The sequence below is a fragment of the Streptomyces glaucosporus genome (genome assembly GCF_039533345.1).
GTDB lineage: Bacteria > Actinomycetota > Actinomycetes > Streptomycetales > Streptomycetaceae > Streptomyces > Streptomyces glaucosporus.
The window spans coordinates 21650-38163 of the sequence record NZ_BAAATJ010000025.1; the positions used below are offsets into that span (position 1 = coordinate 21650).

Here is a 16514-nt window from a genome sequence, read left to right on the forward strand (position 1 = left end):
CCGCCGGCCTCACCGGGAGGCGTCGTCGCGGACGTACACCACCGCGCCGTCCACCCGCTCCACCCGCTCGTAGTGGGCCGCGAGGAAGGAGCGCAGGGCCGGCATCCGGGCGGGGGCGTAGGGCTTGCCGCGGGAGTCGTCCACGATCACCTTCGGCGGGTCCTCCTCCAGTTCGGCGCGGAAGACCCGCCAGCTTCCCTCGACGCCGTACTGCTGCCCCACCCGGTTCCCGTCCCGGCCGCCGCTGAAGTTGGTGAGGAGCCCGGCGGTCAGGTACCGGCTGGCCGGGGCGCGGTCGGCGAGCCAGTAGCCCTCCGGGTGCATCCCCCAGAGCAGCACCTCCTCGTCCGGCGCGGTGTGCTCGCGGACGGCGGCGGCCACCCGCCGGGCGTGCCGCAGTTCGGTGTCGTCCGCCACGGCGGCCCACCCCAGGAACGCCGAGCACGACAGTGCGCAGCACAGCCCCGCGGCGCGCAGCCGGCCGGCGGGCAGTAGGCGCAGGGCCCCGGCGGCCAGCAGGGCCAGCGGCGGCAGGAGCTGCAGGTAGTAGTGCCCGAAGAAGTGGAAGCCGGAGAGCACCGCCACCGCGGACGCCGCCAGCCAGACCCACAGGTCGGCCGTGAGGACGCTCCACCGGCCCGGCACCCGCCCGCGCAGCACCGCTGCCAGCGGCACCAGCAGTCCGGCGCACCCGGCGGCCACGATGGCCGTGTTGCCCAGGCCCCGGCCGAGCACGTGCAGCTCCGAGCCGGTGAAGGAGGCGTACGAGCCGGAGCCGGTGACCGTCCAGAACAGGAAGTTCCGCCACCCGGTGGCCAGGGCCGCCGCCACGACGGGGGCCGCGGTGCCGGCGGCGAGCAGGGCGAGCGCGGCCCGCCGCTCCCGGCCGCGCGGCACCGACCGCCACAGCAGGAACAGCACGGGCAGCAGCACGGCGCCGCCGGTCTGCTTCACCAGGAACGCCCCGGCGACCGCGAGGCCGGCCGCCGCCCAGCGCCGGCGGTCGGCGCACCAGACGGCCGCGGCCATGAACGGCACCGTGAAGACCTCGAAGTTGGCCGCCTGGGCGTCCTCGGGGCCGAGGCAGACCGAGGCCAGGACGTAGAGCACCCCGGCGCTCCGCCCGGCCCGGTCGCCCCAGCGGCGGCGGGCGAGGGAGGCCAGCAGGGCGGCTGTGGCCGCCACCGCCGCCACGGCGGCGGCCTTCAGCGGCCACAGCGACTCGTCGCCGAAGACGGCGAACGCCCCCTGGTACAGCCACGGCAGCAGCGGCGGCTTGCGGTCGACGACGGTGTCGTAGAGCACGCCGCCGTCCGCGAGCATCCGGGCCTGGGTGGCGAGGAAGCCCTCGTCGGGGTTCCACACCGGGCGCAGGAACGACGGGATGCGGGTGAGCGCGGCCAGCGCCACCAGCACCGGCAGCAGGACCGGCCAGAACGGCCGCGGGCCCGCGGCGGAGCGGGACGGCGACCACCGGACGGCGGCGCCGTCCCGCAGCCGGGCACGGGGGCCCGGCACCCGCGCGGTCGTCGTCTCCGGCCCGCGGGGGGCCGTGGATCGCGGCGGCTCAGCGGCTGTCGGCATGGGCACAACCTATCCGGCGGCCCGGCCGGGGCCGCCGGGAACGGACCGGGCCCGGCGCGGCACGCCCCGGGTTCCGGGGGTGCCGCGACGGACCCGGTGGGACGTCAGTCGCGGGTGGCCCCCGCGGCCCGCTCGGCGGGGCTCCCGCCGTCGAGGCGGCCGTCGAGCTTGGCGACCAGGCCGGTGACCTGGCGGGCGATGTCCGGGGCGGTCAGGCCGATCTCGGCCAGCACCTCGTTCCGGGAGGCGTGGTCCAGGAACCTCGGCGGGATGCCGAAGTCGCGCAGCGGCACGTCCACGCCCGCGTCGCGCAGCGCCTGCGCGATCGCCGAACCGACGCCGCCCACCCGGATGTTGTCCTCCACCGTGACGACGACGCGGTGCCGGGCGGCCAGCGGCGGCAGCGCCTCGTCCACCGGCTTGACCCAGCGCGGGTCCACCACGGTGGTGGAGATGCCCTGCTTGTCGAGGAGGTCGGCGACCTCCAGGCACATCGGGGCCAGCGCTCCGACGGAGACCAGCAGCACGTCGGGCCGCTCGCCCTCCTCCAGCTCCGGGGCGCGCAGCACGTCCATGCCGCCGGCGGTGCCGACCGCCGCGACCGCCGGGCCGACCGCGCCCTTGGAGAAGCGGACGACGGTGGGGGCGTCGTCGACGTCCACGGCCTCGCGGAGCTGGGCGCGGAGCTGGTCGGCGTCGCGCGGGGCGGCGATCCGCAGGCCGGGGACGACCTGGAGGATCGACATGTCCCACATGCCGTTGTGGGAGGCGCCGTCGGTGCCGGTGACCCCGGCCCGGTCCAGGACAAAGGTCACCCCGCACTTGTGGAGGGCGACGTCCATCAGCACCTGGTCGAAGGCCCGGTTGAGGAAGGTGGCGTAGACGGCGAAGACCGGGTGGAGCCCGCCGGTGGCCAGTCCGGCCGCCGAGACGGCGCCGTGCTGCTCGGCGATGCCCACGTCGTAGACGCGGTCGGGGAAGGTGTCGGCGAACTTCTGCAGGCCCACCGGCTGGAGCATCGCGGCGGTGATGGCGACGACGTCGGGGCGCTCGTGGCCGAGCCTGACCATCTCCTCGCCGAAGACCGAGGTCCAGTCCAGGCCGGCGGCCGACACCGGCAGGCCCGTGTCGGGGTGGATGACGCCGACGGCGTGGAAACGGTCGGCCTCGTCCTGGACGGCCGGCTGGTAGCCGCGGCCCTTCTCGGTCAGGCAGTGGACGATGACCGGCCCGTTGAAGCGCTTGGCGCGGGTCAGGGCCGACTCCAGGGCCGCTATGTCGTGGCCGTCGATGGGGCCGACGTACTTCAGGCCCAGGTCCTCGAACATGCCCTGCGGGGCGATGACGTCCTTGATGCCCTTCTTGGCGCCGTGGAGCGTCTCGTACAGCGGCCTGCCGACGACCGGGGTGCGGTTGAGGAGCTCCTTGCTGCGGGCGAGGAAGCGCTCGTAGCCGTCGGTGGTGCGCAGTGTGGCCAGGTGGTTGGCCAGACCGCCGATGGTGGGCGCGTAGGACCGCTCGTTGTCGTTGACCACGATCACCAGGGGGCGGTCCTTGGCGGCGGCGATGTTGTTCAGCGCCTCCCAGGCCATGCCTCCGGTCAGCGCGCCGTCGCCGATGACCGCGACGACGTGGTCCTTGCGGCCCGTCACCTGGTTGGCCTTGGCCAGGCCGTCGGCCCAGCCCAGCACCGTCGAGGCGTGGCTGTTCTCGATGACGTCGTGCTCGGACTCGGCCCGCGAGGGGTAGCCGGAGAGGCCGCCCTTGGCGCGGAGCCGGGAGAAGTCCTGCCGCCCGGTGAGCAGCTTGTGCACGTAGCTCTGGTGTCCGGTGTCGAAGAGGACCTTGTCCTTCGGCGAGTCGAAGACCCGGTGCAGTGCGATGGTCAGCTCCACCACGCCCAGGTTGGGGCCCAGGTGGCCGCCGGTCTTCGAGACCGCGTCGACGAGGAAGGTCCGGATCTCCCCAGCGAGCTGATCGAGCTGTTCGGGGCTGAGCCGGTCGAGATCTCGCGGTCCCGTGATGCGGGTCAGCAGAGCCACCCGTGCCTCCTTGCTGGTCGAGCCGTACGGGCCTGTGCCGATCCGATGAGTCTAATGTTCCCCTCGCGCAGGAGTACGGCGGGCGGCGCGATCCCCGTCACACCCGGTTTCCCCCTTCCGCGTCCTGTACGCGGTGCGCCCGGCGCCGGGCCCCCGGAAAGGGGGCCCGGCGCCGGGCGGAGGCGGTGCGGATGCAGATGCGGATTGCGGGGGGACGGTGTGTCAGCCGCGGCCCGCGGACCGCTGGGTGCGCCGGGAGACCGAGTCGATGACGACCGCGGCCAGCAGCACGGCACCCGTGATCATGTACTGGATGGCGGCGGCGATGCCCAGCAGCGCCATGCCGTTGGCGATCGAGCCGATCACCAGCATGCCCAGCAGCGCGGACCACACGTTGCCGCGTCCGCCGAAGAGGCTGGTGCCGCCGATGACGGCCGCCGCGATGGCCTCCATCAGCAGGTTGCCGGTGCCGGCGCCCTGGTTGGCGGCCAGGATGCGGGAGGCGATCATCAGTCCGCCGAAGGCCGCCATGGTGCCGGCGATGGAGAACACCGAGATGCGGACGAACTCGACGTTGATGCCTGCGCGGCGGGCCGCCTCGGTGTTGCCGCCCAGCGCGAAGACCTTGCGGCCGTAGGAGGTGCGCCGCAGCAGGAAGTCCAGCCCGACCAGCACGACCAGGAAGATCAGCAGGGCCAGCGGCATGCCCCGGTACTGGTTGAGCATGTAGGCGGCGCCGAAGGCGAGCACGGCCAGCAGCGCGGTGCGGACGATGATCTCGCTGACCGGCCGGGCGGGGACGCCGGCCGCCGTGCGCCGCCGCGCGCCGAGGAACTGGGTGACGAAGAAGACGCCGACCGCGACCGCCGCGGTGCCGTAGGCGACGGAGATGTCGCTGAAGGTGTGGTTGGAGAGGGTGCCGACCAGGCCGTCCCTCTTCAGGTTGATGGTGCCGGTGGTGCCGAGCACCTTCAGCATCAGGCCGTTCCAGGCGAGCAGGCCCGCGAGGGTGACGACGAAGGCGGGCACGCCTATCTTCGCGAAGAAGAAGCCGTGGAGGGCGCCGATCACCGCGCCGGTGGCCAGGGCCGCGAGGACCGCCAGCCACTCGTTCACCCCGTTGTTGACGGCGAGTACGGCGAAGACGGCCGAGGCCAGACCGCTGACCGAACCGACCGACAGGTCGATCTCGCCCAGCAGCAGCACGAAGACGATGCCGACGGATATCAGGCCGGTGCCGACGATGTAGACCGACAGGTTGGAGAGGTTCTCCGCCGAGAGGAAGGCCGAGTCCATCGACTGGAAGATGGCCCAGATGATGATCAGGCCGACCACGACCGGGACGGATCCCAGTTCGCCGGAGCGCATCTTCCGCTTGAAGTCGGTCCAGTAGCCGGCGAGGCCCTCCTCGCGCACCAGCAGCCGCGGGTCGACGGCGGGCACGGCGTCCTTGGCCACGCCGCTGCCGCCCGCGGTGGCGGCGGCCGGGGTCTTGGAAAGGTTGGTGTCACTCACGGTCGGCTCCCGCGGTACGCGCCTTGCGGCGGGTCACGGCGTTGTCCGTGGCGCCGGTGATGGCGGAGATGATCTCTTCCTGCGTGGTGTTCGCGACCTCGAAGACGCCGTTGTTGCGACCGAGCCGGAGCACCGCCACCTTGTCGGCGACCGCCTTGACGTCCGCCATGTTGTGGCTGATGAGGATGACGGCGAGGCCGCGCTCGCGCAGTCTCTCGACCAGGTCGAGCACCTGGGCGGTCTGCTCGACGCCGAGGGCGGCGGTGGGCTCGTCGAGGATGACGAGCTTGGGGTCGCCCAGCATCGAGCGGGCGATCGCGACGGTCTGCCGCTGGCCGCCGGAGAGGGACGCGATGGGGATGCGGACGCTGGGGATGCGGATCGACAGGGTGTCGAGCAGCTCCCGGCTGCGGCGCTCCATCTCGATCTCGTCGAGCACGCCGCCGCGCTTGATCTCGCGGCCGAGGAACAGGTTGCCGACGACGTCGAGGTTGTCGCACAGGGCGAGGTCCTGGTAGACGGTCGCGATGCCCAGTTCCTGGGCGTCGTGCGGCCGGTTGACCTCGACGGGGCGGCCCTGCCACTCGAAGACGCCCTCGTCGGCGGGGCTGACGCCGGCGATCGTCTTGACGAGGGTGGACTTTCCGGCGCCGTTGTCGCCCACGAGGGCGACGACCTCGCCGGCGTGGACCTCCAGGTCGACATCGGTGAGCGCCTGAACGGCACCGAAGCGCTTGGAGATTCCGCGCAACGCCAGTACAGGCGTAGCGGACACGTGAACCAACTCCTAGAAGAGCACGGGGGGATGACCGGCCGGTGCCCGCGACTCCGACGGGGCGGGAGGAGGCGCGGGCACCGGCGGGACCGGGGGACGGGCCGGGCCGACTACTTCAGGCCGGCCTTCTCGCACGCCTTCTCGTACTCCGACGTGCAGATGTCCTCGACCGTGTAGAGACCGTCCTTGATGACGGTGTCCTTGAGGTTGTCCACGGTCACCGCGATCGGCTCGATCAGGGTCGCGGGAACGTCCTTGGTGGTGGCGCTGTCGACGGTGGTCTCCGTCTTGGGCTTCTCGCCCCGGGCGAGGGCCACGGCCATCTCGGCGGCGGTGTGCGCCTCGGGCTTGAACGGCTTGTAGACCGTCATGAACTGCTCTCCGGCGACGATGCGCTGGACGCCCGCCAGCTCGGCGTCCTGGCCGGTGACCGGCGGCAGCGGGTCGACGCCGGCGTTCTTGAGGGCGGTGATGATGCCGCCCGCCATGCCGTCGTTGGCGGAGTAGACGCCCACGATGTTCTTCTTGCCCAGGGAGGCGATGGCGCCGCTCATGTTCTTGTTGGCCTCTTCGGGCTTCCAGCCGGTGGTGTCGTAGGACTTGCCCACCTTGACCTTGCCCTTGAGGACGGACTCGGCGCCCTTCTTGAACTGGCCGGCGTTGGGGTCGGTCGGCGACCCGTTCATCATGACGATCTGGCCGTCCCCGGCCTTGTCGCCCAGCTCCTCCAGCAGGGCCTCGCCCTGCACCTTGCCGACCTTCTCGTTGTCGAAGGAGGTGTAGGCGGAGATCGGGCCCTCGGCGAGGCGGTCGTAGGCGACGACGGGGATGCCGGCGTCGGCGGCCTTGCTGACCGAGCCCGCGATGGACTTGGAGTCCACGGCGTCCAGGATGATCGCGTCGACCTTCTTGGTGATCATCGAGTTCATCTGCTGCTGCTGCGTCGACGCGTCTTCCTTGGCGTTGACGTAGCTGACCTTGCAGTCGGCGCACAGCTCCTTGATCTTCTCTTCGATCAGGGGCTTGTCGAAGTTCTCGTAGCGGGCCGTCTGGTCCTCCGGCAGCAGCAGGCCGATGGTCAGCGGGCCGTCCTTCTTCTTCTCGCCGCCGCCCGAGCCGTTGTTGTCTCCGGCCTCCTTCGCGCTGCCGCAGGCGGCGAGAGACGGCCATGGCGGTCGCGGCCATGGCCACAGCGGCACGGCGCAGTTGCGTGTTCATCCAGGAACCTCCCTGACGAGGCCGCGTCACTGCGGCCGAGGTGGCAGGAAGTCAACTCGTAGTGACCACTGCCGTCAAGAAGTAAATCCTTAACGAGAACGCAACGATGCCTTGCGTGAACAAAATGAACGCAGAGTGGCGATGAGAGCGCTCTCACGCCCTGCCCGCCGGTGCCGGACGGCTGTTTCTTCGCGTGTGGTTCACCTCCCCGCCCCCTCCGGGCCGCCTTCCGTGGCCGGAGGGCGGCCCGGAGGGGACGGGCGGGGCCCGCTCCGGACCCCGGACGGGCCCGGAGCGGGCCCTCGCCGGGCTTCAGGCCCCGGCCGGCGCGGCGACCGCGGGCACGGCGCCCACGGTGTTCAGGGAACCGTCCAGCAGCGTCGAGTCGCCCATCTCGCTCAGCACCAGCGCCAGCGCGCCCAGCACCTCCGCGCGACCGCCCAGGGCCCCGGGCACCACCTTCAGGCGCCGGGCCGCGCTGGGGATGGCGTACCGGGACACGGAGTCGCGGATCGGGTCGAGCACCAGCTCGCCGGCCTCGGCGAGGTCGCCGCCGAGCACCACCCGGCTGGGGTTGAGCAGGTTGCAGAGGTTGGCGACGCCGCTGCCGACGTGGCGTCCGACGTCGGCCACCACCCGGCGGCAGCCCAGGTCGCCCGAGCGGGCGAGCCGGACCATCTCGGCCATGGTCAGGCCGGGGCCGTGGCTGGGGTACAGCAGGGGCAGGACGTAGGGGGCCGCGGTGAACGTCTCCAGGCAGCCCCGGTTGCCGCAGCGGCACACCGGCCCGGACTCGTCCAGGGTGATGTGGCCGATCTCCCCCGCCGTGCCGCCCGGTCCGCGGTAGATCTGCCCGTTGATCACCAGCCCCGCGCCGACGCCGCTGGCGACCTTGATGTACGCCAGGTCCCGCGCCCCGCGCCCGCTGCCCCACACCAGCTCGCCGAGCGCGCCGAGGTTGGCGTCGTTGTCGACGTGGACCTCCACGCCGAGCCGGGCGGCCATCTCCTCCCGTGGGTTGGCCCCGGCCCAGCCCGGCAGGATGGCGGTCGAGCCCAGCGCCCCGGTCTCCACGTCGATGGGGCCGGGGACGCCCAGGCCCATTCCGATGACCTTCTCGCGGCCGAAGCCGGTCGAGGCGATCAGCCGCTCGACGAGCTGCTCGGCCCGGTCGAAGCCCTGGGCCGCGGAGACGTCCACGTCGAACGGCTCGGACTCCTCGGCGAGCACCTGGTGGGCCAGGTTGCCGATGGCCACGCGCAGGTGCGAGTGGCCGAAGTCGACGCCGACGACGATCCCGGCGTCGCCCGAGAGCGAGACGCTGCGGGCCCGGCGGCCGCCGGCGGAGGTCGGGGTGACCTCCACCGTCCCGTTGTCCTTCAGCTCCCGGACGATGTTGGAGACCGTCGCGGCGGACAGTCCGGTGGTCCGGGCGATCTCCGCCTGGGTGAGCGAGCCCGCCATGCGCACGGCCCGTACCACCCGTTCCAGGTTGGCCCGGTGCAGTGAGGACTGCGACCCCGGAGTCTCCACGACCCATCCACTCCCGCCTCGACGGGAGGCTCGACCACCTGCCCGCCTGCCGCACCACTCCAACGGGGTACGGTTTGTCTCCAACACGTGAACTCTAAGAACAGCCTGAAGCGTTATCCTCCGTCAAGACCTTGAGCGGAGTGAACGGCGGGAAGCCGGGCTTTCACCGACAGTGACAGCGTCCCGCGGGCGGGCGCGCCGAGAGGCGGCCACCGCACTCGCGGTGGCCGCCTCTCGGCGCGGGAGCGGGGCCGGGCGGGTCCCCGCGCTACTTCAGGGCCCCGGCCGTCAGGCCCGCCTGCACCTGGCGCTGGAAGACGACGTAGACGACCAGGATGGGCAGCACCGCCAGGGTGAGGCCCGCGAACAGCCCGCCCCAGTTGCCCCGGTAGCCCGTCTGCGCCGCCAGGTTGGCCAGGCCCTGGGTGAGGACGTAGCGGTCGGCGTCGCCGACGTGCACCACCTGGGGGATCAGGTACTGGTTCCACTGCCCCAGGAAGTTGAAGATCCCCACGCTTATCAGGCCGGGCTTGGCCATCGGCAGCATGACCTGGAAGAAGATCCGGGTGTGCGAGGCCCCGTCGATCTCCGCCGCCTCCGCGATCGAGGTGGGCAGGGTGCGGAAGAAGGCCGCCATGAAGAAGACGGTGAACGGCAGCGAGTAGGCGATGTAGACCAGGATCAGGCCGTGGTAGGTGTCCAGCAGCGCGAAGTTCTTCATCACGAAGAACAGCGGCACCAGGGCGACGATGATCGGGAACGCCATGCCGCCGACGAACAGGAAGTAGATCAGCCGGTTGCCGGGGAAGTCGTAGCGGGCCAGGACGTAGGCCACCATCGAGCCCAGCAGCATGGTGCCGACCACGGAGCCGGCCACCACGATCACCGAGTTGATCGTGTACTGGCCGATGTTCGCCTCGTTCCAGGCGAAGGACCAGTTCTCCCAGTGCAGCTTCGTCGGCAGCGACCAGGGGTCCTCCAGGATGGCCCCGGAGGACTTGAAGGAGTTCATCACCGCCCACAGCAGCGGTCCCGCGGCCATGACGGCCCACAGGACCAGGAAGGCGTGCGAGAAGACGTTGAGGGTGCGGCCCTCGCCGCCGCTCTCCGGCCTCCCGGCGGCGCCGCCCGGTCCGGCGGCCGGGCCGGCCGTGCCCTTGGTGAGGGCGACGGCGGTCTCCTCGGGGTCCCCCGGCCGGAGCGAGGGGGACGGTCCGGCAGTGGTCATCGGTTGCTCTCCCCGCTCGTCCTGTCAGAACTCGATCCGGTCCTTGGTGCGTCCCAGGGCCATCGCCGCCACCGAGAAGACCATGGTGACGATCAGCAGGGCCACGGCGACCGCGGTCGCGTAGCCCGCCTGGCCGTCCTGGAACGCCTTGTTGTAGAGGTAGACCGGCGCGACGATGGTCGAGTAGGCGGGACCGCCCTGGTTCACCGTCAGGATGTGCACCACGGCGAAGGCGTCGAGCGCCATGATGCCCATGTAGACCCAGCCGGTCTGCACGGTGTCGCGCATCAGCGGCAGCGTGACGCGGAAGAACGTGGTGGCCCGGCCCGCGCCGTCCAGCAGGGCCGCCTCGTAGATCTCCCGGGGGATCGATCCCATCGCGGCGGAGAAGAGCACCACGTAGAAGCCGACGTTCGACCACACCATCACGGCCACGACGCACCAGAAGGCCAGCCGCGGGTCGCCCAGCCAGCTCTGGTGCCACTCCTCCAGCCCGAGGGCCGTCAGCACGCCGTTGAGCAGGCCGCCCTGGGGGTTGAAGATGTACTTCCACAGCACCACGACGATCGCGATCGACAGGGCCTGCGGGAAGAAGTAGACGATCTTGTAGAAGTGGGAGCCGCGGACGCCCGCGACGGCCTCGCCCCTCCGGTGCCGGCCGCCGACGTTGAGCATGAAGGCGAAGAACAGTCCCAGCCCCAGGGTGACGACCGGCAGGACGAGCAGCAGCAGGACGTTGTGCCACAGCGCCTTGTGGAAGATCTCGTCGTCCATCAGGCGCTCGAAGTTGTCGAGGCCGACGAAGGCGAAGTCGCTGCTGAGGCCCGTCCAGTCGGTCAGCGAGTAGTAGAAGGTCTGGAAGAAGGGCGACACGACCAGGATGCCGTAGAGCACCAGCGGCACCACGAGGAATCCCGCGATGAAGCGGTACTTCAGGTAGGTCCGGTAGTGCGGGGAGGTGCGCAGCCCGCTTCCCCTGCCGCCGTTCCCCGCCGGTGGTGGTCCCGGTTCCTTGGTGGCCCGGGCCACCGTACGGCTGTCACTGGCCATGCCGACTACGTCCCATCTCCGTGTCCGGTTGTCCCGGGTGCCCCGGTGCGCCCGCCGACCGGGGCCCGGGCGGCCTTCAGGCGTGCCTGTACTTCTTGACCGAGTCGTCCTTCGCCGTCCTGTCGGCGTACTCCTGGCACTTGTCCATGGCCTCGGCGGGCTTCGTCCGGCCGGCCAGCAGCTCGGCGAGGACCGATCCGATCTGCTCCTTGTGGAGGGTCTGGTACCAGTCGAAGATCCGCGGGTTGAGGACGTTGTCCCCGGCCTCCTTGAGCACCTGGCTGGACGAGGCGAGGCCCGGGGACATCTCCATGCCGTCGGTGGCGCCGGCCACGCAGGTGAGGGACTTCACCAGCCGGGAGAAGTTCTGCGCGGACTTCTTGCTCAGCATGATGCGCAGCAGTTCCATGCCCCCCGCGGGGTTCCTGGCCTGGGCGGGCACTATGAACGGCTCGCCCGCCTGGGCCCACAGGGTGCCGAAGGGCATCTTGTCGGACCCGTCCAGTCCGGTGACCGGGCCGACGGCCATGTCGAAGTCCGCGGGGGTGGTGTCGGCGGCCTCGTTCTCCACCCAGGAGCCGTTGGGGATGAAGATGCACTTGCCCTTGGTCCACTGGGTCTGGGACTGGATGTGGTCCAGGCCCGGGGTGCCCTTGAGGATGTAGCCCTTGGCGGCCAGTTCGTAGTAGGCCTCGAAGGCGCTCTTGACCGCGTCGTGCTTCCAGGCGTTCGGCTCCAGGTTGTCGATGCTCTTGAGGACGTCCGGGCCGCCGATCTTCCCGATGAACGGGTAGAGGGTGAAGGGGATGTAGTAGGGGTGCTGGCCGGCGTAGGTCCAGCCCGCGATGCCCTTCTTCTTCGCCTTGGCGCACAGGGCGAGCATCTCGTCCCAGGTCTTCGGGTACTCCCAGTCGTTGTCCGCCAGGAGCTTCCTGGAGTACCACTGGCCGTAGACGGTGTAGGCGTAGTTCAGGCGCCAGACCTTCTCGTCGCCGTACTGGCCCATCTCGACGGTGCCCGGCAGGAGCGTGTCGCGGACCTTGGTGTCCGGGTCGTCGATGGAGGGCGCGTCCAGCAGCGGGGAGAGTTCGGCGAGCTGGTCCTTGGCGATCAGGGTGGCGGCGTCCATCTGCTCGGCGCCGGAGTTGTCGATGAGGTCCGGCGGGTTGCCGCCGACCATCCGGGGCTGGAGGACCGAGCGGATCTTCTGCGTGGCGGTCAGCTTGACCTTGCCGTAGCTCTTCTCGTAGACCTTCGCGGCGTCCTTGCCGTACTGGGTGCCGAAGCCGCCGTCGAAGATGACGAAGTCCAGGGGCGCGTTCTTGTCGACGCCCAGGGGGTTGCTCTCGGTCTTCTCGCCCTTGGCCACCTTGCCGTCCCCGTCGCCGCCGCCGGTCGCGCAGGCGGAGAGCGCGCTCATGGCGGGGACGGCGACCAGGCCGGCCGCGCCGGCCCTCTTGATCAGATCACGACGTTTGACATCGGTGGATCCCATGCTCGTGTCCTCGCCTTCTCCAGGACTCGGGCGGTGTGCCGGGGTCCCCGGGTACCGCCGGTGAGTCGACGCTGAGTTGTACGGGATGTGCGCCGGGTCTGTGCGGAGCTGTACGGGCCTTCCCCGATACCCACCCTCCCCCTGACCCTCGGTCATCTGATACGACCGCTCGGACGCCGACAGGTATAGTCCACTCCCCCTTCCAGGGCAAGATCGGTGCAGGTTCGGGCGTCAGTCTTTCCCGAGTTGAGACCTCCGGGAAACGCGACGGGGCCGCACCTCCCACCAAGGGAGGTACGGCCCCGTCCTCACGGGTCCGCCGCCGCCTCAGAGGCGGCGTCCGGTCACCGGGCTCACTTGCGGATCAGCGACCGCAGCACGTACTGCATGATGCCGCCGTTGCGGTAGTAGTCCGCCTCGCCGGGGGTGTCGATCCGGACGGTGGCGTCGAACTCCACGCCGGTGTCGGTGGTCACCTTCACCGTCCGCGGGGTCTCGCCCTCGTTGAGCGCGGTGATGCCGCTGATGGAGAAGGTCTCCTCGCCCGTCAGGCCCAGGGACTCCGCCGACTGGCCCTCGGGGAACTGCAGCGGCAGCACGCCCATGCCGATCAGGTTCGAGCGGTGGATGCGCTCGTAGCTCTCGGCGATGACGGCCTTGACGCCCAGCAGCGCGGTGCCCTTGGCGGCCCAGTCGCGCGAGGAGCCGGAACCGTACTCCTTGCCCGCCAGGACGACCAGCGGGATGCCCGCGGCCTGGTAGTTCTGGGAGGCGTCGTAGATGAAGGAGACCGGCCCGCCCTCCTGGGTGAAGTCGCGGGTGTAGCCGCCCTCGGTGCCGGGCGCGATCTGGTTGCGCAGGCGGATGTTGGCGAAGGTGCCGCGGATCATGACCTCGTGGTTGCCGCGGCGAGAGCCGTAGCTGTTGAAGTCGCGGCGCTCGACGCCGTGCTCCAGGAGGTACTTGCCCGCCGGGGTGTCGGCCTTGATGGCGCCGGCCGGGGAGATGTGGTCGGTGGTGACCGAGTCGCCCAGCTTGGCCAGCACCCGGGCGCCGGCGATGTCCTGGACCGGCTCCGGCTCCATGCCCATGCCCTCGAAGTACGGGGGCTTGCGGACGTAGGTGGACTCCGGGTCCCACTCGAAGGTGTCGCCGGTGGGCACCGGCAGCGCCTGCCACTGGGCGTCGCCCGCGAAGACGTCGGAATAGCTGCTGCCGAACATCTCCTGGCCGATGGTGGAGGCGACGACCTCCTCGACCTCCGACTCGGACGGCCAGATGTCCCGCAGGTAGACCGGGTTGCCCTCGGAGTCGGTGGCCAGCGGCTCGCTGGTGATGTCGATGTCCATCGAACCGGCGATGGCGTAGGCCACGACCAGCGGCGGGGACGCCAGGTAGTTCATCTTGACGTCGGGGTTGATGCGGCCCTCGAAGTTCCGGTTGCCGGAGAGGACCGAGACCACCGCGAGGTCGTTGTCGTTGACCGCCTTGGAGACCTCCTCCGGCAGCGGGCCGGAGTTGCCGATGCAGGTGGTGCAGCCGTAGCCGACCAGGTTGAAGCCCAGCTTCTCCAGGTACGGGGTGAGGCCGGCGCGGTCGTAGTAGTCCATGACGACCTTGGAGCCGGGGGCCAGGGTGGTCTTCACCCACGGCTTGCGGGTCAGGCCCCGCTCGACGGCCTTCTTGGCCAGCAGCGCGGCGCCGACCATGACGTACGGGTTGGAGGTGTTGGTGCAGGAGGTGATGGCCGCGATGGCCACCGCGCCGTGGTCGAGCTCGTAGGACGAGCCGTCGGCGGCGGTCACCCGGACGGGGTTGCTCGGGCGGCCCTCGGCCGAGGCGGCGGCGGAGTGGCGCGGGGCGCCGGCGCCGTTGTCCTCGTGGCCGTAGGCGGGGGCGTCGCTGGCCGGGAAGGACTCGGCGCTCGCCTCGTCCACCGGGGACTCCACACCGGCCGGCTGCTCCTGCTGCGGGACGCCCGGCTTGCGGTCGTCGCCGCCGGTCACGCCGGCCTTGATGTAGTTCGGCAGGTCGGCGCGGAACTGCTGCTTGGCCCCGGCCAGGGCGATGCGGTCCTGCGGGCGCTTGGGGCCGGCGATCGAGGGGACGACCGTGGAGAGGTCCAGCTCCAGGTGCTCGGAGAAGTCCGGCTCGGCGGCCGGGTCCAGCCACAGGCCCTGCTCCTTGGCGTACGCCTCGACCAGGGCGATCTGCTGCTCGGTGCGGCCGGTGAGCTTCAGGTAGTTGATGGTCTCGGCGTCGATGGGGAAGATCGCGGCGGTCGAGCCGAACTCCGGCGACATGTTGCCGATGGTGGCGCGGTTGGCCAGCGGCACCGCGGAGACGCCCTCGCCGTAGAACTCGACGAACTTGCCGACGACACCGTGCTCGCGGAGCATCTCGGTGATGGTCAGCACCAGGTCGGTGGCGGTGGTGCCGGTGGGCAGCTCGCCGGTCAGCTTGAAGCCGACGACCCGCGGGATGAGCATCGAGACGGGCTGGCCGAGCATCGCGGCCTCGGCCTCGATGCCGCCGACGCCCCAGCCGAGGACGCCCAGGCCGTTGACCATGGTGGTGTGCGAGTCGGTGCCCACCAGGGTGTCGGGGTAGGCCTTGCCGTCGCGGACCATGACCACGCGGGCCAGGTGCTCGATGTTCACCTGGTGGACGATGCCGGTGCCGGGCGGGACGACCTTGAACTCGTCGAACGCGGTCTGGCCCCAGCGCAGGAACTGGTAGCGCTCCTTGTTGCGGCCGTACTCCAGCTCCACGTTGCGCTTGAAGGCGTCCGGGGCGCCGAAGACGTCGGCGATCACCGAGTGGTCGATGACCAGCTCGGCGGGCGCCAGCGGGTTGATGCGGGACGGGTCGCCGCCCAGCTCCTTCACGGCCTCGCGCATGGTGGCCAGGTCCACCACGCAGGGCACGCCGGTGAAGTCCTGCATGATCACGCGGGCCGGCGTGAACTGGATCTCCTGGCTGGGCTGCGCGGAGGCGTCCCAGTTGCCCAGCGCACGGATGTGGTCGGCGGTGATGTTCGCGCCGTCCTCGGTCCGGAGCAGGTTCTCCAGCAGCACCTTCAGGCTGTACGGCAGACGGGCGGAGCCCTCCGCCTTGTCCAGCCTGAAGATCTCGTACGACTCGTCGCCCACCTGCAGCGTGCTGCGGGCGTCGAAGCTGTTCGCCGACACGACAGTCTCCTTCAGTGCATGAGTTCGCGCGTACCACCGCGATCCTGCCGCCTTGGCCCCCGGCCTCTCCGCTGAGGTTCACCTAAGTTCGGTGTGCCCCTGCGGCGATGTCGGCGGACGCGGCGGCGGTACGTCCCTCGGCAGATATCTCGATGTCGAGATAACTCTAGTACATCGACGCTCCCCGGTCATGCCCCCACCCGGACGACCTGCCGCGGCGGGGGCCGAGTGCCCGCCGCGGCCCGGCCGTCCCGGGGACGGCGGGAAAACCGCCGTGCGCGGCGGAAAGGACGGCCGAACCGGTCAGGAACGGAGAAGCGCCGGCCGCCGGGCCGCGGCTAGCGTCATCGTCATGGACATCACCATTCACACCTGCTTCCTCCCCCACGACGACCCGGACGCGTCCCTCGCCTTCTACCGCGACGTGCTCGGCTTCGAGGTCCGCAGCGACGTCGGACAGGGCAGGATGCGCTGGATCACGGTCGGCCCCGCCGGCCAGCCCGGCACCTCCATCCTCCTGGCGCCGCCGGCCGCCGACCCCGGAATCACCGAGGACGAGCGCCGCACCATCACCGAGATGATGGCCAAGGGCACCTACGGCTGGATCGTGCTGGCCGCCAAGGACCTCGACGCCGTCTTCGAGAAGCTGCGGGCCAGCGGCGCCGAGATCGTCCAGGAGCCGACCGAGCAGCCGTACGGCATCCGCGACTGCGCCTTCCGCGACCCCGCCGGCAACCTGGTCCGCTTCCAGGAACTGCGCTGAGCCGCCCCGCCGCCGGTCCGGCCGCGGCGGCCGTGCCGCTCGCGGATGCCCGCGGGCGGCGCCGGACCGCACGGCCGGCGGTTGCGGGACCGCCGCCGGCCCGGAGCGGGCCCGGCTGCC

At 71.0% G+C, this 16514-nt stretch carries 10 protein-coding genes and 1 pseudogene; 1 reads left to right on the top strand and 10 read right to left on the bottom strand.

What is annotated here, in order from left to right:
* Positions 1-9 precede the first annotated feature (9 nt).
* The 10 genes and pseudogenes from ABD358_RS22470 to ABD358_RS22515 all read right to left on the bottom strand — a co-directional run bounded on the left by ABD358_RS22470 (position 10) and on the right by ABD358_RS22515 (position 15631).
* On the bottom strand, positions 10-1584 hold the full coding sequence (locus tag ABD358_RS22470; protein ID WP_344632925.1) for a glycosyltransferase family 39 protein: 1575 nt from the start codon (positions 1582-1584) through the stop codon (positions 10-12).
* A 104-nt stretch (positions 1585-1688) separates the two neighbouring features.
* A complete protein-coding gene (gene dxs / locus ABD358_RS22475; RefSeq protein ID WP_344632926.1) occupies positions 1689-3626 on the bottom strand; it encodes a 1-deoxy-D-xylulose-5-phosphate synthase in 1938 nt (645 codons plus the stop codon).
* Between the two features lie 222 nt (positions 3627-3848).
* A complete protein-coding gene (locus ABD358_RS22480; RefSeq protein ID WP_425576392.1) occupies positions 3849-5141 on the bottom strand; it encodes a sugar ABC transporter permease in 1293 nt (430 codons plus the stop codon).
* The gene (locus ABD358_RS22485; RefSeq protein WP_344632927.1) at positions 5134-5925 is read right to left on the bottom strand and encodes an ATP-binding cassette domain-containing protein; all 792 of its coding nucleotides are present in this window, start codon (positions 5923-5925) and stop codon (positions 5134-5136) included. The genes ABD358_RS22480 and ABD358_RS22485 overlap by 8 nt, the downstream gene beginning before the upstream one ends.
* A gap of 101 nt (positions 5926-6026) precedes the next feature.
* Positions 6027-7134 (bottom strand): annotated as a pseudogene (locus tag ABD358_RS22490) (sugar ABC transporter substrate-binding protein).
* Positions 7135-7446: 312 nt separating this feature from the next.
* Positions 7447-8667 carry an ROK family transcriptional regulator gene (locus ABD358_RS22495; protein WP_344632928.1) on the bottom strand — a complete coding sequence of 407 codons (1221 nt, stop codon included), beginning with the start codon at positions 8665-8667 and terminating at the stop codon, positions 7447-7449.
* Positions 8668-8935: 268 nt separating this feature from the next.
* Positions 8936-9895 carry a carbohydrate ABC transporter permease gene (locus ABD358_RS22500; RefSeq protein ID WP_344632929.1) on the bottom strand — a complete coding sequence of 320 codons (960 nt, stop codon included), beginning with the start codon at positions 9893-9895 and terminating at the stop codon, positions 8936-8938.
* 24 nt (positions 9896-9919) lie between these two features.
* Entirely contained in the window at positions 9920-10945 is a 1026-nt protein-coding gene (locus ABD358_RS22505; RefSeq protein WP_344632930.1) for a carbohydrate ABC transporter permease, read from the bottom strand.
* A 76-nt stretch (positions 10946-11021) separates the two neighbouring features.
* Entirely contained in the window at positions 11022-12440 is a 1419-nt protein-coding gene (gene ngcE, locus ABD358_RS22510; protein ID WP_344632931.1) for an N-acetylglucosamine/diacetylchitobiose ABC transporter substrate-binding protein, read from the bottom strand.
* A 353-nt stretch (positions 12441-12793) separates the two neighbouring features.
* Positions 12794-15631 carry an aconitate hydratase gene (locus tag ABD358_RS22515; RefSeq protein WP_344632932.1) on the bottom strand — a complete coding sequence of 946 codons (2838 nt, stop codon included), beginning with the start codon at positions 15629-15631 and terminating at the stop codon, positions 12794-12796.
* Positions 15632-15983: 352 nt separating this feature from the next.
* On the opposite strand from ABD358_RS22515, the gene ABD358_RS22520 reads away from it, so the two are divergent.
* Positions 15984-16394, top strand: coding sequence for a VOC family protein (locus ABD358_RS22520; protein ID WP_344632933.1), 411 nt, complete (start codon positions 15984-15986; stop codon positions 16392-16394).
* The last annotated feature ends 120 nt before the right edge of the window (positions 16395-16514 follow it).

Coding starts and splice junctions, on each gene's coding strand:
- ABD358_RS22500 (WP_344632929.1), bottom strand. CDS start 9,895: ATGACCACTGCCGGACCGTCCCCCTCGCTCCGGCCGGGGGACCCCGAG.
- ngcE (WP_344632931.1), bottom strand. CDS start 12,440: ATGGGATCCACCGATGTCAAACGTCGTGATCTGATCAAGAGGGCCGGC.
- ABD358_RS22505 (WP_344632930.1), bottom strand. CDS start 10,945: ATGGCCAGTGACAGCCGTACGGTGGCCCGGGCCACCAAGGAACCGGGA.
- ABD358_RS22470 (WP_344632925.1), bottom strand. CDS start 1,584: ATGCCGACAGCCGCTGAGCCGCCGCGATCCACGGCCCCCCGCGGGCCG.
- ABD358_RS22520 (WP_344632933.1), top strand. CDS start 15,984: ATGGACATCACCATTCACACCTGCTTCCTCCCCCACGACGACCCGGAC.